This is a genomic window from Cellulomonas phragmiteti (assembly GCF_016862775.1).
Classification (GTDB): domain Bacteria; phylum Actinomycetota; class Actinomycetes; order Actinomycetales; family Cellulomonadaceae; genus Cellulomonas; species Cellulomonas phragmiteti.
Genome location: NZ_BONP01000018.1, coordinates 39420 through 61971 on the forward strand (window position 1 = coordinate 39420; position 22552 = coordinate 61971).

Below are 22552 nucleotides of genomic sequence, written 5' to 3' on the forward strand. Positions count from 1 at the left end.
GGGGACGGGCGCAGGTGTCCGCCAGGCGTCCGGACCGGGCGGGCCGGGCCCGCCGGCCCGGCCCCCGGTCGTCAGTCGGTGATGATCGTGCCCTTCGGGACGACGGTGATGCCGCTGTCCGTGACCGTGAACCCGCGTGCGCGGTCGTGCTCGTGGTCCAGACCGACACGCGCCCGCTCGGGGACGATGACGTTCTTGTCGAGGATCGCGTGGTGGATCTGCGCGTACCGCTCGACCTGCACGCCGTCCATGAGGACCGAGTCCGTCACCTGCGCCCACGAGTGCAGCCGGATGCCGGGGGACAGGATCGACCCCGAGACGGTCGCACCGGAGACGACGACGCCGGGGGAGACGATCGAGTCGGCCGCGTGACCCAGGCGGCCCGCGCCCGCGTGCACGAACTTGGCCGGGGCCAGGCCCGTGTACCCGGTGTGCAACGGCCACTCGTCGTTGTAGAGGTTGAACACCGGCTCGATCGAGATGAGGTCCTGGTTGGCGTCGAAGTACGAGTCGAGCGTCCCGACGTCGCGCCAGTAGTCGCGGTCGCGGTCCGTCGATCCCGGGACGTCGTTGCGGATGAAGTCGTACACGCCCGCGGTGCCGCGCTCCACGAACCACGGGACGATGTCGCCACCCATGTCGTGCCGCGAGTTCACGTCCTCGGCGTCGACCGTCACGGCGCGGACCAGCGCGTCCGCGTCGGCCACGTAGTTGCCCATCGACGCGAGGATCTCCAGCGGCGACCCGGGCACCGGTGTCGGGTCGACGGGCTTCTCGCGGAACGCCGCGATGCGTGAGGGGTCGCCCGGGACCGTCTCGATGACCCCGAACTGGTCGGCCATGTCGATGGGCTGCCGGATGCCGGCGACCGTCAGCTCGGCGCCGGACTCGATGTGCGCGTCCACCATCTGGGAGAAGTCCATGCGGTACACGTGGTCGGCGCCGACCACGACGACGATGTCGGGACGCTCGTCGTCGATGATGTTGAGGCACTGGTAGATCGCGTCCGCGCTGCCCAGGTACCAGTGCTTGCCGACGCGCTGCTGCGCGGGGACGGCCGCGACGTAGTTGCCCAGCAGCGCCGACATGCGCCACGTCTTGGAGACGTGCCGGTCCAGCGAGTGGGACTTGTACTGGGTCAGCACGATCACGTGCAGGTAGTGCGAGTTGATGACGTTCGACAGGGCGAAGTCGACGAGGCGGTAGATGCCGCCGAAGGGGACGGCGGGCTTGGCGCGGTGCGCCGTCAGCGGCATGAGCCGCTTGCCCTCCCCTCCGGCGAGGACGATGGCAAGGACACGCGGCGCTGGCATGGACCCAACCTAGGCCCGCGCGCGTCCCGCAGCCATGCGCAGGCGCGTCCGGGCGCTAGCGTGTCGCCAGACGACCGGCGGTGGGCCGGTCACGACTGGAGGCACCGGTGCGCGTCGACCTGCTGACCCGCGAGTACCCGCCGCACGTGTACGGGGGTGCGGGCGTCCACGTGGCGGGCCTGACGGCCGTCCTGCGCGAGCTGATCGACGTCCGGGTGCACGCCTTCGACGACCCGGTCGCCGAGCCCGGCACGCACGGGTACGCGGTGCCCGGCGGCCTGGCCGGCGCCAACCCCGCGCTCGCGACGATGGGCGTCGACCTGGCCGTGGTCGACGGGATCGGGCGCGACACCGCCGAAGGCGGCACCGACCTGGTGCACTCGCACACCTGGTACGCGAACCTCGCCGGGCACCTCGCGTCGCTCCTGTACGGCGTGCCCCACGTGCTCACGGCGCACAGCCTCGAGCCCCTGCGGCCGTGGAAGGCGGAGCAGCTCGGTGGCGGGTACGCGCTGTCGTCGTGGGTCGAGCGCACCGCGTACGAGGCCGCCGACGCGGTGATCGCGGTGAGCGGCGGCATGCGGGCGGACATCCTGCGGTCCTACCCGGCCGTCGACCCGGCGAAGGTGCACGTCGTCCACAACGGCATCGACCTCGACGGCTGGCAGCGGCCGGCGTCCGACGAGGGCCTGGCGCGGGCACGCACGGTCGTGCAGGACCTGGGGATCGACCCCGACCGCCCGGCGGTCGTGTTCGTCGGGCGGATCACGCGCCAGAAGGGCCTGCCGTACCTGCTGCGCGCGGTCGAGGCGCTGCCCACCGACGTGCAGGTCGTGCTCTGCGCCGGGGCGCCCGACACCCCCGAGATCCTCGCCGAGGTGAACACGCTGGTCGCGGACCTGCGCACGCGGCGCTCCGGGGTCGTGTGGATCGACCGGATGCTGCCGCGCGACGAGCTCGTCGCCGTCCTGGCGCACGGCACCGTCTTCGCGTGCCCGTCGGTCTACGAGCCGCTGGGCATCGTCAACCTCGAGGCCATGGCGGTCGGCCTGCCCGTCGTCGGCACCGCCACCGGCGGGATCCCCGAGGTCGTCGACGACGGCGTCACGGGCGTGCTCGTGCCGATCGACCAGGTGCAGGACGGCACGGGGACGCCCGTGGACCCGGACACCTTCGTCGCGGACCTCGGCACGGCGCTCGCCGACGCGGTCGCGGACACGGACCGCGCGGCCCGGTGGGGCGCGGCCGCACGCCGGCGCGTCGAGGACCACTTCTCGTGGCACGCCGTCGGGCAGCGCACGCTCGAGGTCTACCGGGGCGTCCTCGGCGGCTGAGGCACGACGGCCGGCGTCCTCGACGCCGGCCGTCAGCGCGGCGTCAAGGACGTCGCCGCCGCGGCCATCGCCCGGCGGGCCACCCGGTCGACCTCCCGCAGCGCGGTCGCGCGCTGGTCCGCCTGCCACGTGTTGACCGCTCCGCCGTCGTCGTGCGCGGCGAGAGCGACGATGCCACGCAGCCGCGCCGCGCTCGACAGCACCCGCAGCCGCTGGGGCTCGACCCCCGGCGGGATCCGACGCTCGGGCAGGGCGCCGTCGCGGACGCCCGCGATGTCGTCGGCCGCGTCGGGCCGCCACCGCTCGACGCCGAGCGAGACCAGTGCCTCGGTCGCGGTCAGCAAGCCGTGCCGCAGGGCGCGCTCGGCGTCCTCCAGCGACCCGACCTGCGCCCACACGGCGGTTCGCCAGTCCGGCACCGTCGTGGCCCGCCACGTCACGAGGTGCCCCGGCTCGAGGTCCGACCCGAAGCGCTCGACCTGCGGGACCGCCGCGACGATCCGCTCCCCTGCGCGCAGCAGCACGCACTCGCCCGCATCGACCGCCGCGCCCGAGACGCCCGGCGGCGCGGCGACGGGCTCGCCGGGCACCGGCAGGACCACGGCGACCTCGTCGACCGGGCCGGCGAACCACCGGACCCAGTCGCGCATCGGCAACGACTCGCCGTCCGCCTCGACGGTGTGCGGCTCGTCGTCGGCCTGCACGGCGGTCACCGCGGCGTCGGGCCCGGCGGACGAGGCGAGCCACAGGGCGAGCAGGACGGAGCGGGGCAGGTCGAGTGCAGCGGCCACCCCACCACGGTAGGTGGTGGGGTGGCCGGTGCGGGGCAGGTGTCAGCCGATCGCGTGCACCGGCGCCGCCAGCGGCGCTCCCGAGCCGTCGCGGCGCTCGTCGACGGGCGGCAGGTCGACGGGCTGCCCGCCCGAGCCCGTGGCCCGGGCCGGTGCCGGTCCGACGTAGGCGAGGATCAGCGCGTCCTCGCCCTTGAGGAACCGGTGCGAGCGCACGCCGCCGGTCGCGCGGCCCTTGCCCGGGTACGTCGCGAACGGCGTGACCTTGGCGGCGCCCGTCTGCGTCCCGGGGAGCGCGGACGACGACCCGGAGACCGTCACGACGACGGCGTCGTCACCGGGCCGCACGACACCGAACGCCACGACGCGTGCGCCCGCCGCCAGCTTGATGCCGGCCATGCCGCCGGCCGCCCGACCCTGCGGGCGCACCTGGCTGCCGGGGAAGTGCAGCAACGAGGAGTCCGACGAGACCAGCACGAGCTCGTCGTCCTCGGACGCCGGACAGGCTCCCACGACCTCGTCGCCGTCCTTGAGCGTGATGGCCTCCCAGGAGTCGCGGTTGGCCGGGGCGTCGCCCGGCGTGACCCGCTTGACCACGCCCTGCGCCGTGGCCAGCGCGAGCGGGGGGGCGTCCTCGCCGAGCGGGACGAGCGCGACGACGCGCTCGTCCTTCTCGAGCGTGACGGCCTCGCCGACCGGCAGCCCGCCCGACAGGGACGGGGGACCGTCCGTCGGGGGCAGCGCCGGCAGCTCCAGGACCGAGAACCGCACGACGCGCCCGCGCGACGTCAGCGCCCCGACGTCCGCCCGGGCCGTGGTGGCCACGGCGGAGGCGACCACGTCGTGCCGGCTGCGGGTCGCCCCGTCGCCGCGCACCGGCGCGACGTCCTCCGCGGTGCGGGCCACCAGACCGGTGGCCGAGAGCAGCGCCCAGCACGGCGTGTCGGGGATCTCCAGGGGGGCGCCGGCCTTGGCGGACGTCGGCGCTCCCGCCGCCCCGGCCACTCCCGTGCCGCCCGCGTGCTCGAGCAGCACGGTCCGGCGCGGCGTGCCGTACGTCGCCGCCACCTCGGCCATCTCGTCCGACGTCACGGTGCGCAGCAGCCCGTCGTCCGCGAGGATCGCCTGCAGCCGGGCGATCTCGTCGATGAGCTCGTCGCGCTCGCGCTCGAGCTCGATCCGCGAGAACCGGGTCAGCCGGCGCAGCCGCAGCTCGAGGATGTACTCCGCCTGCGGCTCGGACAGGTCGAAGACCGTCCGCAGCCGGGTCCGTGCCGCGTCGGCGTCGTCCGACGCGCGGATGACCTGGATGACCTCGTCGATGTCGAGGATCGCGATGAGCAGGCCCTCGACCAGGTGCAGCCGCTCCTGGCGCTTCGTCAGCCGGTACGTGGTCCGCCGTCGCACGACCTCGAGCCGGTGCTCGACCCACACCCGCAGCAGCTCGACCAGCCCCAGCGTGCGCGGCTGCCCCTCGACGAGGGCGACGTTGTTGATGGAGAACGAGTCCTCCAGCGGGGTGTGCCGGTAGAGCTGCTCGAGGACCGCCTCGGGGTGGAAGCCCGTCTTGACCTCGATGACGAGCCGCAGGCCGTGCGCGCGGTCGGTGAGGTCGACCGCGTCGGCGATGCCGGAGAGCTTCTTGGACTGCACGCCCTCCTTGATCTTCTCGATGACCTTCTCCGGGCCGACCGTGTACGGCAGCTCGGTGATGACGATGCCCTTGCGCTTCGGCGTGACGTTCTCGACCCGCGCGGTCGCGCGCGTGCGGAACGCGCCGCGGCCCGTCCGGTACGCGTCGCGCACCCCGTCGAGGCCGACGATCTTGCCGCCCGTCGGCAGGTCCGGCCCGGGGACGAACCGCATGAGGTCCTCGAGCGTCGCGTCGGGGTGCCGCACGAGGTGGCGGGCGGCCGCGACGACCTCGACGAGGTTGTGCGGCGCCATGTTGGTCGCCATGCCGACGGCGATGCCCGTCGCGCCGTTGACCAGGAGGTTCGGGATCGCGGCGGGCAGCACGGACGGCTGCTTGAGCTTGTTGTCGTAGTTGGGGACGAAGTCGACGACGTCCTCGTCGAGCCCCTGCGTCATCGCGACGGCCGCGGGTGCCATGCGCGCCTCGGTGTACCGGGACGCCGCCGGGCCGTCGTCGAGCGACCCGAAGTTGCCGTGCCCGTCGACCAGCGGCAGGCGCAGCGAGAACGGCTGCGCCAGGCGCACCATCGCGTCGTAGATCGCGGAGTCCCCGTGCGGGTGCAGCTTGCCCATGACCTCGCCGACGACGCGCGCCGACTTGACGTACGGGCGCTCCGGACGCAGCCCCATGTCGGCCATCTGGTAGATGATCCGGCGCTGCACGGGCTTGAGGCCGTCGCGCGCGTCCGGCAGGGCGCGCGAGTAGATGACCGAGTACGCGTACTCGAGGAACGAGCCCTCCATCTCCGTCGTGACGTCGACGTCGACGATCCGCTCGACGAGGTCCTCGGGCGGCAGGTCGGGGCTGGCGGGGCGACGCGCCATGGGCTGGTGTGCTCCTCGGGTGCTGCGGTGGCTCGGTGGCGGACGGTCGGCGCGGGGTCGCGCGGCGACCATTGTCCCCGGGTCCGGGCCGCCGCCGGTGCAGCCGCGCCGCTAGCCTGGCGGTATGGCCGACGTCGTCCCCGCAGGCGGGCACCCCGGCCCGGCGACCGCGACCGGGTCCGTCGGCGCACCCTACCCGGCGGGCTGGGAGGCCGACGTCGTGCTGACGGACGGCTCGACGACGCGCCTGCGCCCCATCCGCCCCGACGACGCCGACGCGCTGCAGGCCTTCCACGTCGCGCAGTCGGAGCGGTCGACGTACCTGAGGTTCTTCGCGTCCCTCGAGCGACTCCCGGACCGCGACCTCGAGCGGCTCGTCACCGTCGACCACGTCACCCGCGTGGCGCTCGTCGCGGTCAGCGGCTCGCCCGAGGCGGGGACGCCCGAGCGCATCCTCGGCGTCGCACGCTACGACCTGGTCGAGCCCGAGACCGCCGAGGTCGCGTTCAACATCTCCGACGCCCATCAGGGCAAGGGGCTGGGCTCGGTGCTCCTGGAGCACCTCGCCGCGGCGGCGCGCGAGCGCGGCGTGCGGCGGTTCGTCGCGGAGGTGCTGCCGCAGAACGGGCGCATGCTCGCGGTGTTCAAGGACGCCGGCTACGCGGTGCGGCAGCGCACGGAGGACGGCGTCGTGCAGGTCGGCTTCGACATCGACCCGACGGACCGGTCGCTGGCCGTGGCCGCCGACCGCGAGCACCGGGCCGAGGCCCGGTCGATGCGGGCGCTGCTGTGGGCCCGGTCGGTCGTGGTGGTGGGACCCGGCACCGCGGACGCCGCCGAGGCCTCCTTGCCGGCGCGCCAGGCCGCCCGCGTCCTGGCGGGCCTGGTGCCCGAGGTGCGCTCGGGGCGGCTCACGGTGCACACCGTGGGTGTCGGCGACGGCGCCGGTCTCGACGACACCGGCGTCCACCACCACCTGCGCATCGACGACGTGCCGGGTCCGGTGGAGCTCGCCGTCGTCGCCCTGCCCGCCACCCACGTGCTCGACGCCGCGCGCCGCCTCGGTGCCCTGGGCGTGCGCGGCCTGGTCCTGCTGTCGGGCGGCTTCGCGGAGGCGGGGCCGGAGGGCCTCGCCCGGCAGCGGCTGCTGCTGGGCGTCGCGCACGGCGCGGGCATGCGCGTCGTCGGGCCGTCGTCGTTCGGGCTGCTGGCGACCCACGACGGCACGACGCTCGACGCGTCGCTCGTCGACCGCCCGCCACGCGCCGGCCGCCTCGGGCTCTTCTGCCAGTCGGCACCGCTGGCCGTCACGCTGCTGGCCGCCGTGGAGCGCCGCGGGCTCGGGCTGGCGCAGCTGGTCTCGGCCGGGCACCGTGCCGACGTGTCCGGCAACGACCTCATGCAGTTCTGGGGCGAGGACGACGACACCGACGTCGTCGCGCTCTACCTGGAGTCCATCGGCAACCCGCGCAAGTTCTCCCGGGTCGCGCGGCGCCTCGCGGCGCACAAGCCGGTGGTCGTGCTCACCGCCGGCCGCTCCGGGCACGTCGTGCCACCGGGGCACGCGGTCCGCCCCACGCGCGCCCCGCGCCGCACCCTCGAGGAGGTGCTGCGCCAGTCCGGCGTGGTCCGGGTCGAGAACGTCCACCAGATGCTCGACGTCGTCCAGGTGCTCGCGCACCAGCCGCTGCCCGCGGGCCGGCGCACCGCGGTCCTCGCCAGCTCCACCGGCGTCGCGGCGCTCGTCGCGGAGGCCGCCGCCGCCGCCGGGCTCGTCATGACCGGGCGCGTCGAGCTGCTCGCGGAGGACGCCAGCCCCGCGCAGGTGCAGGCGGCGGTCGAGCGCGTCTACACCGATCCCGAGGTCGACGTCGTCGTCGTGGTCCGCATCCCGACGCTCGGCGTCGAGGACGCCGTGCTCCCGGGCGAGGTGGCCCGTGCCGCGGCCCGGACGGGACGCACGACCGTGACGTGCATGTACGACCTGCACGGCATCACCGCCCAGCTCACGGCCGACGACCCGCAGGGCAGGGCACGGACCGTGCCCGCCTACGCCGCACCCGAGGACGCGGCCCTCGCCCTGGGCCACGCCGCCCGCTACGCGGCCTGGCGCGCCGCCGACCGTGGCGTGCCCGTGCACCCTGACGGCGTCGACACCCGCGCCGCGGGCCGCCTCGTCGCCGGTCTGCTGGCCGCGTCGGGGGCGACCGACGGCGCCCCGCTCGCGCTCGACCCCACGCAGACGGCGGAGCTGCTGACGGCAGCCGGCATCCACGTCTGGCCCTCGGTCCGCGTCCACGACGCCGACGAGGCCGTCGCCGCCGCCGACCGCCTCGGGTGGCCCGTGGCCGTCAAGACCACCGTGCCCGCGCTGCGCCACCGCGCCGACCTCGGCGGGGTACGGCTCGACGTCGCCGACGAGGTCGAGCTGCGCGCCGACGTGGCCGGGATCCTGGCGCTCGCGGGCGACCACGACCCCGGTGAGGACGTCCCGCCGCTCGAGGTCCAGGCGATGGCGCCGCACGGGGTCGCGTGCGTCGTGCGGTCGGTCGAGGACCCGCTGTTCGGTCCGGTCATCAGCCTCGGCGTCGCGGGCGACGCCTCGGACCTGCTGGGCGACGTGGCGTACGGCGTGCCCCCGCTGACGGACGTCGACGTGGCCGACCTCGTCCGCACGCCGCGGGCCGCGCCCCGGCTGTTCGGCTACCGCGGCCTGCCCGCCCTCGACGTCGCCGCGCTGGAGGACCTGGTGGCGCGGGTGTCGGTGCTGGCCGACGCGCTGCCCGACGTGCGCTCCCTGGAGCTCAACCCCGTCGTGGTGTCCCCGCAGGGGCTCGCCGTGCTGGGGGCGTACGCCTCGGTGGCACCGGCCGACCGTGCCGACGCGGCGCGCCGGCTGGCGCGACCGTGAGCAGCGCCGGCCGGCGCCCGTGGCGCGGCCTGGCGCGGTCGCACCGCGACCGTGCGCGGGGATGGGAAGATGGTCGGGTGCCTGCACTCTCCACCCCGCTGCGCGACGACCTGCACCGTGCCGGGTACTACCCCGAGCTCGTGGGCGAGGTCCTCGAGGTCGCCCTGGCCGGCGAGGACGCCGTGGCGCACCTCGTCCACCCCGAGACCACGTTCGACGGCACCGAGGTGCGTCGGCACGTCACGGTGCTCGCGCTGACGGCCACCCGGCTGGTCGTCGCCCACGTCGACGACCACCCCGCGGACTCCGAGCACCCGTCGGCCAGTGCGCAGGCGACCACCGAGGCGGTCCCGCTGCGCGAGCTGCGGTCCGTCGCGTTCACGCACGTCGTGACCGACCCGCAGCAGCACCGCGCCGGCGACGGCGCCTCCGAGCTGACGCTCGCGATCGGCTGGGGCGCCGTCTCGCGCGTCGAGCTCGAGCCCGCGGGCTGCGGTGACCCGCAGTGCGACGCCGACCACGGCATGACCGGGTCGATCACGCCCGACGACGTGGTCGTGCGCGTCAGCGCCGCGGCCGAGGGGCGCGAGGCCGTGCGCGCGGCCGTCCGGTTCGGTCGCACCCTCTCGGCGGCGACGACGCAGCGGTGAGCGCCCCCACGACCCGCCCCCCGGCCGCGGGGCCGGGCCCGGAGCCCGAGGAGCTGCTGGTGCCCCGGGCCGGGGTCCCCGCGCTCACGCACGTCCTGCCGGCGGTCGCCTCGGCGCTCGGCGTCGACGTGCCGGACGGCGCCGCCGCACGCACCCTGCTCGGGCTGCCGACGGCGCGCCGTGCGTGCGTCGTGCTCGTCGACGGCCTCGGGCACCTCAACCTGGCGGAGCGGGGCGGGCACGCGCCGTTCCTGCGCTCGTTGCTCGCCTCGTCGCAGGCGCTGCTCAGCACCTTCCCGTCGACCACGGCGACGGCGGTGGCCGCGTTCGGCACGGGTCGGGGTCCGGGCGCCACCGGCATGCTGGGGTACACCGTGCGCGTGCCGTCGACCGGGCGGCTCGGCAACCTCGTGTCGTGGACCGAGATGCCCCCGCCCGGGCAGTGGCAGCCCCATCCGACGGTGTTCGAGCACCTCGTCGCGGCGGGCGTGCGGGTCACGAGCGTCGGCCCGGCGCGGTTCCACGGCTCGGGGCTGACGGGCGCGGCGCTGCGCGGCGCCACCTACGCGCCCGCGGAAGGGCTCGGGCAGCGGGTGGACACCGTCGTGCGCGCCCTGCGCGAGCCCGGCCTCACGTACCTGTACTGGCACGACGTCGACAAGACCGGCCACCACCACGGCTGGGGCTCGTGGCAGTGGGGCGAGGCCCTCGCCGAGCTGGACGCCGAGCTCGGGCGGCTCGCGCGCTCGCTGCCCCGGGACACGCTGCTCGTCGTGACGGCCGACCACGGCATGGTCGACGTGGACCCGGCACGTCGTCGGGACGTCGGCACCGACCCCGCCCTGGGGGCGCAGGTCGCGACGACCGGCGGCGAGCCGCGCGCGCTGCACCTGCACGTCGAGCAGGGCGCCGACCCCGAGGACGTGGCGGCGCGCTGGCGCGACACGCTGGGGGAGGACGCCGTCGTGCGCACGCGCGAGCAGGCGGTCGACGCGGGGTGGTTCGGGCCGGTGGAGCCACGCGTGACCCCGGTGATCGGGGACGTGGTCGTGGCCATGACCGGGGCCGCGACGGTCGTCGACTCCCGGACGCAGTCGTCCGCCTCGATCGCCCTGCGCGGCGTGCACGGGTCGTTGACGGCGCGCGAGATGCTCGTGCCGCTGCTGGTGCTCGCGTGAGGACGCGCCGCGTGCGCGGGAAGGGCTGAGAGCCGTGGCCGAGCTGGTGTTCTTCTCCGGGACCATGGACTGCGGCAAGTCGACCCTCGCGCTGCAGATGCACCACAACCACGCCGCGCGGGGGCGCGACGGTGTGCTGTTCACGCGCCAGGACCGGGCAGGCTCGGCGACGATCTCCTCGCGCCTGGGCCTGCAGCGCCGCGCGGACGAGGTCGACGACGCCACGGACTTCTGGGCGGAGGTCGTGACGCGGCGGCGGCGCGGCCGGCCCGTGGACTACCTCGTCGCGGACGAGGCGCAGTTCTACACCGCCGCCCAGGTGGAGCAGCTCGCCCGCGTCGTCGACGAGCTGTCGGCCGACGTGTTCGCGTTCGGGATCACCACGGACTTCCGCGCGCGGCTGTTCCCGGGTTCGGCACGGCTCGTCGAGCTGGCGGACCGGGTCGAGGTGCTCCAGGTGCGTGCCCTGTGCTGGTGCGGTTCGCGGGCGACCCACAACGCGCGCACCGTCGACGGGGTCATGGTCGTCGAGGGCGACCAGGTGGTCGTCGGCGACGTGGGTCCGGGCGCCGGGGAGGCGGCCTACGAGGTGCTGTGCCGCCGGCACCACGTCCGGCGCATGACGGCGCGCATCGCCCGGGCGACCGGACCGTCCGGGCAGGACCTGCTGTTCGACGACGCGAGCGGCAGCGGCCCGGGTCGCTGAACGGACGTCACTCCGGCTTGGCGCCGAAGACGATCTCGTCCCAGCTCGGCACCTTCGCGCGGGTGCGTCGGGGTCGCCGCTCCGCGGTCGCGGGCCGAGGGTCGCCGCCCGCGGCGACGTCCGTCCCGGCGTCGTCGGCGTCGTCCGTCGCGGCCGGGGCGGCGGGGGGCCGCGGGGCGGGCTCGGAGCGCGGGGGAGTCGTGCGCTCGCCGCGCGGCGGTGTGAGCACCACCGCCTCGCGTGCCGGGTCCGCGTCGCGCGGGTGGGCACCGGGCGCGCTCGCCTCGTCCACCCCCGTCGGACCCTCCGCGGGCGCGGCACCGCCACCCGCGAAGTCGAACGCGTGCTGCGGTCCGAAGCCCTCGAACTCCTCGTCGTCGCCCTCGAGGTCCAGCGGCTGGCGCACCCCGCGCCGCGTGCGCAGCTCGTCGAGCAGGGCGTGCGTCGGCTCGGGCTCCTCGGCGGCCACGTCGCCCACCGCGTCGATGTCGAACACGACGTCACGCACGGCCGCCAGGTGACGCCGGGACACGGGCTCGTCGAGCTCGGTCTCCGAGAGCCAGCGGGCCTCGTCCTCGTCCGCGACGACCGTGCGGCGCACCGGGTCGTACGTCCACCGCGCGAGCGACGGCTCGTCGGCCACGACGAACCGGGCCAGGACCGTCCACGGTCCGGCGCCCTCGCGCGCCGCGTCCCACGCCAGCGAGCCGACGTCGACGCCGCGCGCCGCCAGACGGTCCGTCACCAGGTCCCCGAGCAGCGGGGCGCCCGAGTCGCGCCCGACGCGCGTGCCCCGGGCCTGCTCCGCGATGTACTCGCGCTCGGCGAGCACCGGGCCCTCGTAGCGACGCACGGCCTCGACGGCGACCCCGGCGGCGTCGGCGACCTCCTGGGCGGTGGCGCCCGCCCGGATCCGCGACTGGATCTCCCGCGGGCTCAGCGCGCTCGCCTGCTCGGCGCGCAGCTGCTCCAGCTGCGGGCGGTCCCGCCGCACGGCGGCCCGCAGCGGGTCGTCGATGCGCAGGCGGAAGCGCTGTCCGTCGGGCGCGACCACGACGAGGTGCTCGCCGTCCTCGTGCAGACCGACCAGCTCCAGCTCACCCATACGACCTCCCCGGGCTCCAGGGGGGAGCCTGCCACCTCTCGGCCCCGGACGCGCGCACCCGCGCCGGTGTGCCGCGCAGTCCGGCTCCTGCGCCAGGATGGGGCCGTGCTGAACGAGCTGCCCGTCGGCCAGGTCCTCGAGGTCCTGGGCGTCGTCGTCGGAGCGATGTCCGGCGCGCTCGCCGCCGTGCGCAAGCAGTTCGACGTCTTCGGCATCCTCGTCCTCGCGTGGGCGGCGGGCCTCGGCGGCGGCGTGCTGCGCGACGTGCTCATCGGTGCGGTGCCGCCCGTGGGCATCAGCGACGGGCGCCTCATGGCCGCCGCGCTCGTCGGCGGGCTCGTCATGTACTTCGGGCACCCGCGCCTCGAGCGGGCGCGCCGCATGATCGTCGTGCTCGACGCCGGCGCGCTCGCGCTGTTCAGCGTCGTCGGCACCGTCAAGGGCCTGGAGTACGGGGCGACCCCGCTCGCGGCCGTCGTCGTGGGCGTGCTGACCGGCGTCGGCGGCGGCATGCTGCGCGACCTGCTCACCGGGGAGGTGCCGGTCGTGCTGCACCACCGCCAGCTGTACGCCGTGCCCGCGCTGCTCGGGGCCCTGGCGACCGCGCTGCTGTGGCACCTCGAGCTGGCGGGCGTCGTCGGCCTGTCCGCCGTGGCCGCCGGCGTCTTCGGTCTGCGGGTCGCCGCGCTGCGGTTCCGGCTCAACGCACCCGGACCGTGGCGGGGCAGCGGTCCGGGCGGCGGCCGCTGACGGTCCCCTGCGGCAGGATGGGGGCGTGAGCAGCCCCCTCGATCCGGTGCCCGCGCACCCGCCCGTGGCCGACCTCGTGGCCGTCGCGCGGGACGTCGCCCTGGCCGCCGGCCGCCTGGTCCACGACGGCCGACCCGAGACGGTGGACGTCGCCTCGACCAAGTCCAGCGCCGTCGACGTGGTGACCGCGATGGACCTCGCCAGCGAGGACCTCGTGCGTCGCATGCTGGCCCGCCTGCGGCCGGACGACGGCATCCTCGGTGAGGAGGGCGGCCACCGGCCCGGCACGTCCGGCGTGACCTGGGTGGTCGACCCGATCGACGGCACCGTCAACTACCTGTACGGCCTGCCCGCGTACGCCGTGAGCGTCGCTGCCGTCGTGGGTGAGCCGACCCCTGCGACCTGGACCGCGCTCGCGGGCTGCGTCCACGCGCCGGCCACGGGGGAGACCTGGACCGCGGGCCGCGGGCTGGGCGCCCACCTCGGCGGGCGTCGGCTGACGCTCGGTGCCGCGCCGTCGCTGGACCGCTGCCTGGTCGGCACGGGGTTCGGGTACGTGGCCGAGCGTCGTCGATCGCAGGCGCGCGTCCTGGCGGAGCTGCTGCCCCGGGTGCGGGACGTCCGTCGCATGGGGGCCGCCGCCCTCGACCTGTGCCAGGTGGCCGGCGGTCGGCTGGACCTGTACTACGAGCGCGGCCTGCAGCCGTGGGACCTCGCCGCGGGCGCGCTCGTCGTGACCGAGGCGGGGGGTGTGGTGACGGGCCTGCGCGGAGCCGCGGCGGGCGCGGCGATGACGGTCGCGGGTGCCGCCGACCGCGTCGCCGAGCTCGTCGAGGTGCTCGAGGAGCAAGCCGCCGACGCCCCCGACGCGCCGGGCGCCGACGCCGGGTGAACCGGACGTCGCGCCCGCGGGTCGCCGGTCCCTGACCTGCGCAGACGCCGTGGCGCGGGGTGTCGCCGGTCACGTGCGGCGACATGGGCACGTGTCCGTGTTCGCATCCGCGCCCGCGGTGATGCACAATCCGTCCGCGCGGGGAACAAAACGCTGTCGTGGCGCATTGATCCCGCGTACCACGACACTGCTGCAGAAGACGGAGTGTGACGCTCTCACATGGCAACCGACTACGACGCCCCGCGCAAGACCGAGGAGGACCTGAGCGAGGACTCGCTCCAGGAGCTCCAGGCCCGGCGCTCCGACAAGAACTCGGGCGTGGTGGACGAGGACGAGACGGAGGCCGCCGAGGGGTTCGAGCTCCCCGGCGCCGACCTGTCCGGCGAGGAGCTCTCCGTCCGCGTCCTTCCCCGCCAGGCCGACGAGTTCACGTGCTCGAAGTGCTTCCTGGTGCACCACCGCAGCCAGCTCGCCTACGAGCGTGAGGGCTCGCCCGTGTGCTCGGAGTGCGCGGCCTGATCCCTCCCGTGCGCGGCCCGCGGCCCGCACCGACCGCCCGACCGGCCGGTCACCCCTCGGGGTGCCCGGCCGTCGTCGTCCCCCCGGCGCGGTCGCTGCCGAGCGCGGCGACCAGCGCGTCGGGCCGTCGCGTGGACACGATCCAGTAGGGCGTCGGGTCCTGCGGGTCACGGACCTCGACGCGCACGGCGGTGCCGATCCACGAGCGCAGGCACGCGTACGCCCGGGCATCGAGCGCCGGGCCCAGCTCGGCGCGCAGCCCGGCACGGTCCAGGACCCGGGGGTCGGCGAGCAGGTCGACGGGGATGCGTGCGGCCCCCGCGCGCAGCACGCCGTGCTCGACGTCCACCCGCGGGGTCGTCAGGACGGCCCCGACCAGCCCGACGACCAGGGCCACGACGCCCACGACCAGCGACAGCACCAGGTCGACGGGCACGAACGCCGCGCCCAGCACGGCGGCGAACGCCACCACGCCGCCCCATCCCAGCGGTCCGGGCCACAGCCGCTCGTGGTGCCGGGCCGTCACGCCGGCCGACGGCGTCGGCGCCGCGGGGGACGTGGCGGGGTCGGGTGTCGTCGTCATGCCCACAGGATCTCACCGCCCTGGCGCGCCGTGGGGCGAGGCGGGGTACCGGCACCGCCCGCGGGTGCCCCGGGCGCCGCCCGGCGCGGTAGGGTCGGCCCCCGTGACAGCGACCAGCCATCCCGGCCAGGACCACCCCGACGCGGGCGTCCAGGTGCAGCTGCGCCGGCTCGACCCGGACCTGCCGGCACCGGCCTACGCGCACCCGGGCGACGCGGGTGCCGACCTCGTCGCGCGCGAGGACGTGACGCTGGCGCCCGGAGCGCGGGCGACGGTCCCCACGGGTGTGTCGATCGCGCTCCCGCCGGGGTACGCGGCGTTCGTCCACCCGAGGTCGGGCCTCGCGGCCCGGCACGGCCTGACGGTCGTCAACGCGCCCGGGACGGTCGACGCGGGCTACCGGGGCGAGATCGCCGTGACGCTGCTCAACACGGACCTCGAGCAGCCGATCGTGCTGCACCGGGGCGACCGCATCGCCCAGCTCGTGGTCCAGCGCGTCGAGCACGTGCGCTTCGTCGAGGTCGACGTGCTGCCGGACTCGGTGCGGGGCGAGGGCGGGTTCGGGTCCAGCGGCGGCTGGACGGCCGCCGTCGGGGCGTCCACGGCGTGACCGTCACCCGGCCGCCGGCCGGGGACGGAACTACTGTCGTCATGACCGTCGTTGAGGGTCGTGAGGACCTTGGTGCAGGACGAGGGCGTGCGAGCGCCGGTCGGAGGAAATGAACGTGGGTCTGTTCCGTCGTGGCCCGAAGGAGGGCGGCGCGGCCGACGCACCGGCCGACGTCCCGCAGGTCGAGGCGGTCGTCGACACGCCGGCCGAGGACGAGGCCGCCGACGTCGACGCCCGGGGCCCCTGGGACGCCGAGGCGATCTTCCCCGCGGCACCCCGCGTCGACCTCGGCGCCATCCTCCTGCCGCCCGTCGAGGGCATGGAGGTGCGCCTCGAGGTCGACAAGGCCACCAACGTCGTCTCGGCCGTGGCCGTCCTCCTGGAGGGCTCGTCCCTGCAGCTGCAGGCGTTCGCCGCGCCGCGCAGCGAGGGCATCTGGGACGAGATCCGCGAGGAGATCGCCGCGTCGATCACGCAGCAGGGCGGCACCGTCGACGACCTGCCCGGCCCGTTCGGCCGCGAGCTGCTCGCCCGGCTGCCCGTCCGCACGCCGGAGGGTCGCACCGGGCACCGCCCCGCGCGGTTCATCGGCAGCGACGGTCCCCGCTGGTTCCTGCGCGGCGTGCTCACGGGCCGCGCGGCGGTGGAGCCCGACGCGGCGGGCACGTTGGAGAACCTGTTCAGCCAGGTCGTCGTCGTGCGGGGCACGGACGCACGGCCCCCGCGCGACCTGCTCCCGCTGCAGCTGCCCGGCGGGGCGACCCCGCCGACAGCACCGGCGGAGCAGCCGCGGTTCGCGCCGCCCGCCCGCGGCCCGGAGATCACGGAGATCGGATGACGTTCACCGACAGGGTGCGCAAGGCCCTCGCCTCGCAGGCCGAGATCGAGGCCGACGAGGAGCGCGCCGACGCGTTGCGGGTGCCCGGCTGCTGCCCGGTCGACGCCCTGCCCCACCGCGAGCGGGCGAGCGTCTCCGGTGTGCTGCGGTCGGTCACCCTCCGGCCGCGCGACGGCGTGCCGGCCATCGAGGCGGAGCTGTACGACGGCTCGGGCGCCCTCGACCTGGTCTGGCTGGGACGGCGGAGCATCGCGGGGATCGAGCCCGGCCGCCGCCTCAAGGTCGACGGCATGGTGTGCCAAGTCGACGGTCGGCGCACCGTCTTCAACCCGCGCTACGAGCTGCGCGCCCGGCCAGGGGAGTGAGTCGATGGACGAGACGAGCCGCGACCGCGACGCCGTGCCCGGCGACGACGAGCACGCCCACGACGTCGTCGGCACGGTCGACGACGTGGTCCCGCCCGAGGAGGGGGGCGCCCGGGGTCTGCGGTCCCTGACGGCCGACGAGTTCTCGGCCGCGGACGCCGTCGGCGGGGTGCGCGGCATCGTCGAGGCGGTGGCGCCGGGGCTGCTGTTCGTCGTCGTGTACATCGCGACGGGCCAGCAGCTGCGACCTGCGCTGATCGCCGCGTCCGCGGCCGCGGTGCTCGCGGTCGTCGCGCGTCTGGTCCAGCGCACGCCCGTCACGCAGGCGTTCTCCGGGGTGCTCGGCGTCGGCATCGGCGTGGTCTGGGCGTGGCGGACCGGTGACGCGAGCGACTACTTCGCGTACGGCCTGCTCGTCAACGTGACCTACTTCGTCGGGACGCTCGTGTCCATCCTCGCGGGGTGGCCGCTGGTCGGGCTCGTGATGGGGATGTTCAGCAACCGCGGGCCGCTCGGTGGGGGTCCCTGGTCGGCCGCCGTCGAGTGGCGGCACGACCCGGTGCTGCGTCGCCGCTACTCGCTGGCGACGTGGCCCTGGGTCGCCATGTTCGGGCTGCGGCTGCTCGTGCAGCTGCCGCTGTTCCTCGCCGGTGAGGTCGTGTGGCTGGGCACCGCGAAGCTCGCGATGGGACTGCCGCTGACGGCCGTGGCGCTGTGGCTCAGCTGGATGCTGGTCCGCGGGTCAGCAGACGCTCGAGCGCCTTCTCGTCCACCTCACGACCGGTGACGAAGAGCAGCTCGTCGCGGCCCTCCAGCGTGTCGTCGGGGCTGGGGGCGAGCGGCCGTGCGTCCCGCACGATGCAGGCCAGGACGGTGTCCGTCGGCCACGCGATCTGACCGATCCGCACCCCCGCCAGGGGGGAGTCCTCGGGCAGCGTGAGCTCGAGGATGTCCGCCTTCGACTGGTGGAACGTGAAGATCCGCACGAGGTCGCCGACGGCCACCGCCTCCTCGACCATCGCCGTCATGATCCGCGGCGTGGAGACGGCGACGTCGACGCCCCACGCGGCGTCGAACATCCACTCGTTCTTCGGGTTGTTGACGCGCGCGACGGTGCGCGGCACGCCGAACTCGGTCTTGGCCAGCAGCGAGATCACCAGGTTGGCCTTGTCGTCGCCGGTGGCCGCGACCATCACGTCGCACTCGTCGGCGCGCACCTCGCGCAGCGTCGGGAGCTCGCAGGCGTCGGCCAGCAGCCAGTCGGCGTCGGCCACCTGCGCGACACGCATCGCGGACGGCTGGCGGTCGACCAGGGTGACCTCGTGGTCGTGGGCGAGCAGCTCGCGCGCGATGGACCGGCCCACGGAGCCCGCGCCGGCGATGACGACCCTCATGCGTCCACCGCCGGGGGTGCGGTCAGGACGCGTTCCACGGCCGGCGCGTCGTCGACGCGCAGGAGCATGTGCACGGTGTCGTTCTCCTGCAGGACGGAACCGGGCGTCGGCAGCAGGCCGTCGCCGTAGCGGGTGACGTACGCGACGCGCGCGCCGCTGACGTCCTCGAGCGCACGCAGCGGGCGGCCGGCCCAGGCGGGGTGGATGTCGACCTGCGCGAGCTGGATCCGCCCCGACGCGTCGCGGTACTCGTCGGTCATGCCCATGGGGAGCATGCGTCGCAGCACCTGGTCGGCCGTCCACCGCACCGTCGCCACGGTGGGGATCCCGAGCCGCTGGTAGATCTCGGCACGGTGCGGGTCGTAGATCCGGGCCACGACGTTCTCGACGCCGAACGTCTCGCGCACGACACGCGCCGCCAGGATGTTCGAGTTGTCGCCGTCCGAGACGGCGGCGAACGCGTAGGTGTCGTCGATGCCGGCCGTCCGCAGCGTGTCGCGGTCGAACCCGAGCCCGGTGACCTTGTTGCCGGAGAACCCGGCCTCGAGCCGACGGAACGCGTCGGGGTTCTGGTCGATGACCGCGACGGAGTGGCCCCGGGACTCCAGGGACTGCGCCAGGGTGGCCCCGACACGTCCGCATCCCATGATGACGAAGTGCACAGCCGGTCACGCTATACCCCGACGGGCCGCGCGTGCAGCGCGGGCGTGCGGGACGTGCGGGGCGTGCCGGACGTGGGACATCGTGGCCGTGGTGTACCGGGGGTGCCCGGGCGGGCATACGATCGCTGATCGTGTCGGACCTCGCAGACGCCGCCAAGCGGCTCGTGCTCGGCCGGCCGGTCCGCAGCGACCGGCTCGGCCACACCCTGCTCCCCAAGCGCGTCGCCCTGCCCGTGTTCGCCTCCGACGCACTGTCGTCGGTGGCGTACGCCCCGGACGAGATCCTGCTGACGCTCTCGCTCGCCGGCCTGACGGCCCTGACCATCTCGCCGTGGGTCGGCCTCGCGGTGGCGGTGGTGCTCCTGACCGTCGTCGCGTCCTACCGGCAGAACGTCCACGCGTACCCGTCGGGCGGGGGCGACTACGAGGTCGCCTCGGTCAACCTGGGCCCGAAGGCGGGGGTGACCGTCGCCAGCGCCCTGCTGGTCGACTACACGCTGACCGTCGCGGTGTCGATCTCGGCGGGCGCGCAGTACGCGGCGACGGCGGTACCGGCACTGCGGGGCCACGAGACGGCCTTCGCGATCGCGCTGGTCGTGGGCCTGGCGATCGCGAACTTGCGCGGGGTCAAGGAGTCCGGCAGCGCGTTCGCGATCCCCGTGTACCTGTTCATGGGCGCCATGGGCTCGCTCGCGGTGGTCGGTGCCGTGCGCTACTTCACGGGCAGCCTGCCGCCCGCCGAGAGCGCGGCGCTCGACGTCGCCGCCGACGCGGGCTTCGACCAGGGCCTCATGGGGCTGGCCGGCGGCTTCCTCGTGCTGCGCGCCTTCGCCTCCGGCTGCGCCGCCCTGACCGGGGTCGAGGCCATCAGCAACGGCGTCCCGGCGTTCCGCAAGCCGAAGTCGCGCAACGCCGCGACGACCCTGGCGCTGCTGGGCGGGATCTCGATCTCGATGATCATGTCGATCCTGCTGCTGGCGCAGGCCACGGGGGTGAAGTTCGCGCACGACCCGTCCACGCAGCTCCTGCGCGACGGCGTCCCGGTGGGCGAGGACTACGAGCAGCACCCCGTCATCAGCCAGCTGGCGGCCTCGGTGTTCTCCGGCGTCGACGTGCTGTTCATCGCGGTGTCGGTGGTGACGGGCGTCATCCTGGTCCTCGCGGCCAACACCGCGTTCAACGGGTTCCCGGTGCTCGGCTCGATCCTCGCGCGCGACGGGTACCTGCCCCGGCAGCTGCACACCCGCGGAGACCGGCTGGCGTTCTCCAACGGGATCATCACGCTGGCGGCGGCGGCGGTCGCCCTGATCTGGGTCTTCGACGCCCAGGTCACGCGTCTGATCCAGCTCTACATCGTGGGGGTCTTCGTCTCTTTCACGTTGTCGCAGCTCGGGATGGTGCGGCACTGGACGCGGGGGCTGCGCACCGAGCCCGACCCGCGCGCCCGGAGCCGCATGCGCCGCTCCCGCGTGATCAACTCGATCGGCCTGGGCATGACCGGCACGGTCCTGGTCATCGTGCTCGTCACCAAGTTCACGCACGGCGCGTGGCTGGCGCTGCTGGCCATGGCGGCGGTGTTCGGCGCCATGCAGGCCGTGCACCGCCACTACATGCGCGTGCGCGCCGAGCTCGCGCTCGGTGAGGACGCGCTCGCGGCCCGGGCCCTGCCGAGCCGGGTGCACGCGGTGGTCCTCGTGTCGCACCTGCACCGCCCGACGATGCGCGCGCTCGCGTACGCCCGCGCGTCACGACCCAACGTGCTCGAGGCCGTGACGGTCGGCGTCGACACGGACGAGGTGGCGGCGCTGCGCGCCCAGTGGGAGGCCGCGGACCTGCCGGTGCCCCTGAAGGTGCTGGACTCCCCGTTCCGGGAGATCACGCGCCCCGTCCTGACGTACGTCCGCTCGATCCGGCGCGAGAGCCCGCGCGACCTGGTGGTCGTCTACATCCCCGAGTACGTCGTGGGCCACTGGTGGGAGCATCTGCTGCACAACCAGAGTGCGCTGCGGCTCAAGAGCCGGCTGCTGTTCACGCCGGGCGTGGTGGTGGCCTCGGTGCCGTGGCAGCTGGCCTCCACGGCAGGGCAGACAGGGCTCGAGGACTCCGTCCGGGGTACCGTTCCGCGTGGCTACTGACACCCTGCGGACCGGCACGACCGTCGACCTGGAGATCGGTCCGGTCGCCCACGGCGGGCACTGCGTCGCCCGCTACGAGGGCCGCGTGGTCTTCGTCCGGCACACACTGCCGGGCGAGCGGGTGCGTGCGCGCCTGACCGAGGCGGGACCGGAGGCGAAGTTCTGGCGCGCCGACGCGGTCGAGGTCGTCGACGCGTCGGACGACCGCGTGCCGTCGGCGTGGCCCGCGGCCGGCCCCGGCGGAGCGGGCGGGGGAGAGCTCGCGCACGTCGCGCTGCCCGCCCAGCGGGCGTGGAAGGAGGCGGTGCTCGCCGAGCAGCTGCACCGCCTCGCCCGGCTCGACCTGACGCCGACCGTCGCCGCGGCACCGGGCGACGACCAGCGCGGCGGTCTGGCGTGGCGGACCCGCATCGACCTGCACGTCGACGCCGAGGGCCGGGCCGGGATGCGCGGGCACCGCTCGCACGACGTCGTACCGCTGACGGACATGCCGCTCGCGACCGAGGACGTCGCGGCCCTGGGGCTCTTCGACCGGCGCTGGCCCGCCGGGTCGCGGATCGAGGCCGTCGCGCCCGCGGACGGCTCCGCGTCCCTCGTCCTGCTCGACGGCGCACCGTTCGACCTGCACAGCAACCGCCGCGACCCCCGGCCGAACGCCCGCGCGGCCGTGCGCGAGCACGTCCGCCTCGGGGGGACCGACTACGTCTACCGCGTGGCGGCCGCCGGGTTCTGGCAGGTGCACCGCGAGGCGCCCGCGCTGCTCGCGTCGCGCGTCCTGGAGGCCGTCGGCGACGTCACCGGGGCGACCGTGCTCGACCTGTACGCCGGTGCCGGACTGTTCACCTCCCCGCTGGCCGACGCCGTCGGACCGGACGGGCGCGTCGTCGCCGTCGAGGGCGACGAGCGAGCGGTCCGGGACGCCCGCCGCAACGCGCACGACCGCCCGCAGGTCGAGCTGCACGCGGGCGACGTGGTCGACGTGCTCACGGGCCGGCGCGGTGCGGTGGCGCCCGTGGCCGAGGCGGACGTCGTCGTGCTGGACCCGCCCCGGACGGGCGCCGGGCGCCGGGTCGTCGACGCCGTCGCCGCGCTGCGCCCGCGCCGCATCGTGTACGTCGCGTGCGACCCGGCCGCCCTGGCGCGTGACGTCGCGCTGCTGGGGGAGCGCGGCTGGTCGGACGTGACCGTCACCGGTCACGACCTGTTCCCCATGACCCACCACCTCGAGGCCGTCGCGGTGCTCGACCGCTGACGCCCGACGGCCGCGCCCCCGGAGCGGGGCGCGGCCGTCGGCGC

21 protein-coding genes are annotated in these 22552 nt (G+C 75.4%); 14 read left to right on the plus strand and 7 right to left on the minus strand.

Annotated features, from left to right (window positions below; genetic code table 11):
- Positions 1–71 precede the first annotated feature (71 nt).
- Positions 72–1313 (minus strand): glucose-1-phosphate adenylyltransferase, encoded by a 1242-nt coding sequence (locus Cph01nite_RS13980; RefSeq protein WP_203675202.1) that lies wholly within the window; start codon positions 1311–1313, stop codon positions 72–74.
- Positions 1314–1420: 107 nt separating this feature from the next.
- Here Cph01nite_RS13980 and glgA point away from each other — a divergent pair, with 107 nt between their 5' ends.
- Positions 1421–2647, plus strand: coding sequence for a glycogen synthase (glgA, locus tag Cph01nite_RS13985; protein ID WP_203675204.1), 1227 nt, complete (start codon positions 1421–1423; stop codon positions 2645–2647).
- A gap of 32 nt (positions 2648–2679) precedes the next feature.
- Here the strand turns inward: glgA and Cph01nite_RS13990 are convergent, their stop codons facing one another.
- Both Cph01nite_RS13990 and Cph01nite_RS13995 read right to left on the minus strand, forming a co-directional pair.
- On the minus strand, positions 2680–3438 hold the full coding sequence (locus Cph01nite_RS13990) for an Rv1486c family protein (protein ID WP_203675206.1): 759 nt from the start codon (positions 3436–3438) through the stop codon (positions 2680–2682).
- 42 nt (positions 3439–3480) lie between these two features.
- Positions 3481–5958, minus strand: a complete 2478-nt coding sequence (locus Cph01nite_RS13995; protein ID WP_203675207.1) for a DNA gyrase/topoisomerase IV subunit A — start codon at positions 5956–5958, stop codon at positions 3481–3483.
- A 124-nt stretch (positions 5959–6082) separates the two neighbouring features.
- Between Cph01nite_RS13995 and Cph01nite_RS14000 the strand changes: the two genes are divergently transcribed.
- From Cph01nite_RS14000 to Cph01nite_RS14015, 4 genes are all read left to right on the plus strand, one after another.
- On the plus strand, positions 6083–8869 hold the full coding sequence (locus Cph01nite_RS14000; RefSeq protein WP_203675208.1) for a GNAT family N-acetyltransferase: 2787 nt from the start codon (positions 6083–6085) through the stop codon (positions 8867–8869).
- 77 nt (positions 8870–8946) lie between these two features.
- Positions 8947–9519: a DUF5998 family protein gene (locus Cph01nite_RS14005; RefSeq protein ID WP_203675209.1), complete on the plus strand. Its 573-nt coding sequence runs from the start codon at positions 8947–8949 to the stop codon at positions 9517–9519.
- Entirely contained in the window at positions 9516–10697 is a 1182-nt protein-coding gene (locus Cph01nite_RS14010; protein WP_203675210.1) for an alkaline phosphatase family protein, read from the plus strand. Before Cph01nite_RS14005 ends, Cph01nite_RS14010 begins: the two co-directional genes overlap by 4 nt.
- Positions 10698–10731: 34 nt before the next feature.
- Positions 10732–11403, plus strand: a complete 672-nt coding sequence (locus Cph01nite_RS14015; protein ID WP_203675211.1) for a thymidine kinase — start codon at positions 10732–10734, stop codon at positions 11401–11403.
- Positions 11404–11410: 7 nt separating this feature from the next.
- On the opposite strand, the gene sepH is transcribed toward Cph01nite_RS14015, so the two are convergent.
- A complete protein-coding gene (sepH, locus tag Cph01nite_RS14020) occupies positions 11411–12508 on the minus strand; it encodes a septation protein SepH (RefSeq protein WP_203675212.1) in 1098 nt (365 codons plus the stop codon).
- 165 nt (positions 12509–12673) lie between these two features.
- On the opposite strand from sepH, the gene Cph01nite_RS14025 reads away from it, so the two are divergent.
- From Cph01nite_RS14025 to Cph01nite_RS14035, 3 genes are all read left to right on the plus strand, one after another.
- Positions 12674–13258 carry a trimeric intracellular cation channel family protein gene (locus Cph01nite_RS14025; protein ID WP_239069271.1) on the plus strand — a complete coding sequence of 195 codons (585 nt, stop codon included), beginning with the start codon at positions 12674–12676 and terminating at the stop codon, positions 13256–13258.
- Between the two features lie 25 nt (positions 13259–13283).
- Positions 13284–14150 (plus strand): inositol monophosphatase family protein, encoded by an 867-nt coding sequence (locus tag Cph01nite_RS14030; protein WP_203675215.1) that lies wholly within the window; start codon positions 13284–13286, stop codon positions 14148–14150.
- A gap of 219 nt (positions 14151–14369) precedes the next feature.
- Entirely contained in the window at positions 14370–14669 is a 300-nt protein-coding gene (locus Cph01nite_RS14035; RefSeq protein WP_013116932.1) for a DUF4193 domain-containing protein, read from the plus strand.
- 49 nt (positions 14670–14718) lie between these two features.
- Here the strand turns inward: Cph01nite_RS14035 and Cph01nite_RS14040 are convergent, their stop codons facing one another.
- A complete protein-coding gene (locus Cph01nite_RS14040) occupies positions 14719–15252 on the minus strand; it encodes a DUF3093 domain-containing protein (protein ID WP_203675217.1) in 534 nt (177 codons plus the stop codon).
- Between the two features lie 103 nt (positions 15253–15355).
- Between Cph01nite_RS14040 and dut the strand changes: the two genes are divergently transcribed.
- The 4 genes from dut (at position 15356) to Cph01nite_RS14060 (ending at position 17852) form a co-directional block, all read left to right on the plus strand.
- Positions 15356–15862 carry a dUTP diphosphatase gene (gene dut / locus Cph01nite_RS14045; RefSeq protein WP_239069269.1) on the plus strand — a complete coding sequence of 169 codons (507 nt, stop codon included), beginning with the start codon at positions 15356–15358 and terminating at the stop codon, positions 15860–15862.
- 115 nt (positions 15863–15977) lie between these two features.
- Positions 15978–16700 (plus strand): DUF3710 domain-containing protein, encoded by a 723-nt coding sequence (locus Cph01nite_RS14050; RefSeq protein WP_239069270.1) that lies wholly within the window; start codon positions 15978–15980, stop codon positions 16698–16700.
- A complete protein-coding gene (locus tag Cph01nite_RS14055) occupies positions 16697–17065 on the plus strand; it encodes an OB-fold nucleic acid binding domain-containing protein (protein WP_203675223.1) in 369 nt (122 codons plus the stop codon). Before Cph01nite_RS14050 ends, Cph01nite_RS14055 begins: the two co-directional genes overlap by 4 nt.
- 4 nt (positions 17066–17069) lie before the next feature.
- Positions 17070–17852, plus strand: coding sequence for a DUF3159 domain-containing protein (locus Cph01nite_RS14060; RefSeq protein WP_203675225.1), 783 nt, complete (start codon positions 17070–17072; stop codon positions 17850–17852).
- On the opposite strand, the gene Cph01nite_RS14065 is transcribed toward Cph01nite_RS14060, so the two are convergent.
- Both Cph01nite_RS14065 and Cph01nite_RS14070 read right to left on the minus strand, forming a co-directional pair.
- Positions 17785–18459, minus strand: coding sequence for a potassium channel family protein (locus tag Cph01nite_RS14065; protein WP_203675227.1), 675 nt, complete (start codon positions 18457–18459; stop codon positions 17785–17787). The two genes, Cph01nite_RS14060 and Cph01nite_RS14065, sit on opposite strands and share 68 nt — an antisense overlap.
- On the minus strand, positions 18456–19106 hold the full coding sequence (locus tag Cph01nite_RS14070; RefSeq protein ID WP_203675267.1) for a potassium channel family protein: 651 nt from the start codon (positions 19104–19106) through the stop codon (positions 18456–18458). The genes Cph01nite_RS14065 and Cph01nite_RS14070 overlap by 4 nt, the downstream gene beginning before the upstream one ends.
- A 146-nt stretch (positions 19107–19252) precedes the next feature.
- Between Cph01nite_RS14070 and Cph01nite_RS14075 the strand changes: the two genes are divergently transcribed.
- Together Cph01nite_RS14075 and Cph01nite_RS14080 are read left to right on the plus strand one after the other, a co-directional pair.
- The gene (locus tag Cph01nite_RS14075) at positions 19253–21256 is read left to right on the plus strand and encodes an APC family permease (RefSeq protein ID WP_203675229.1); all 2004 of its coding nucleotides are present in this window, start codon (positions 19253–19255) and stop codon (positions 21254–21256) included.
- Complete coding sequence (locus Cph01nite_RS14080) at positions 21246–22508, plus strand: class I SAM-dependent RNA methyltransferase (RefSeq protein WP_203675231.1); 1263 nt, start codon at positions 21246–21248, stop codon at positions 22506–22508. Before Cph01nite_RS14075 ends, Cph01nite_RS14080 begins: the two co-directional genes overlap by 11 nt.
- Positions 22509–22552: the final 44 nt, after the last annotated feature.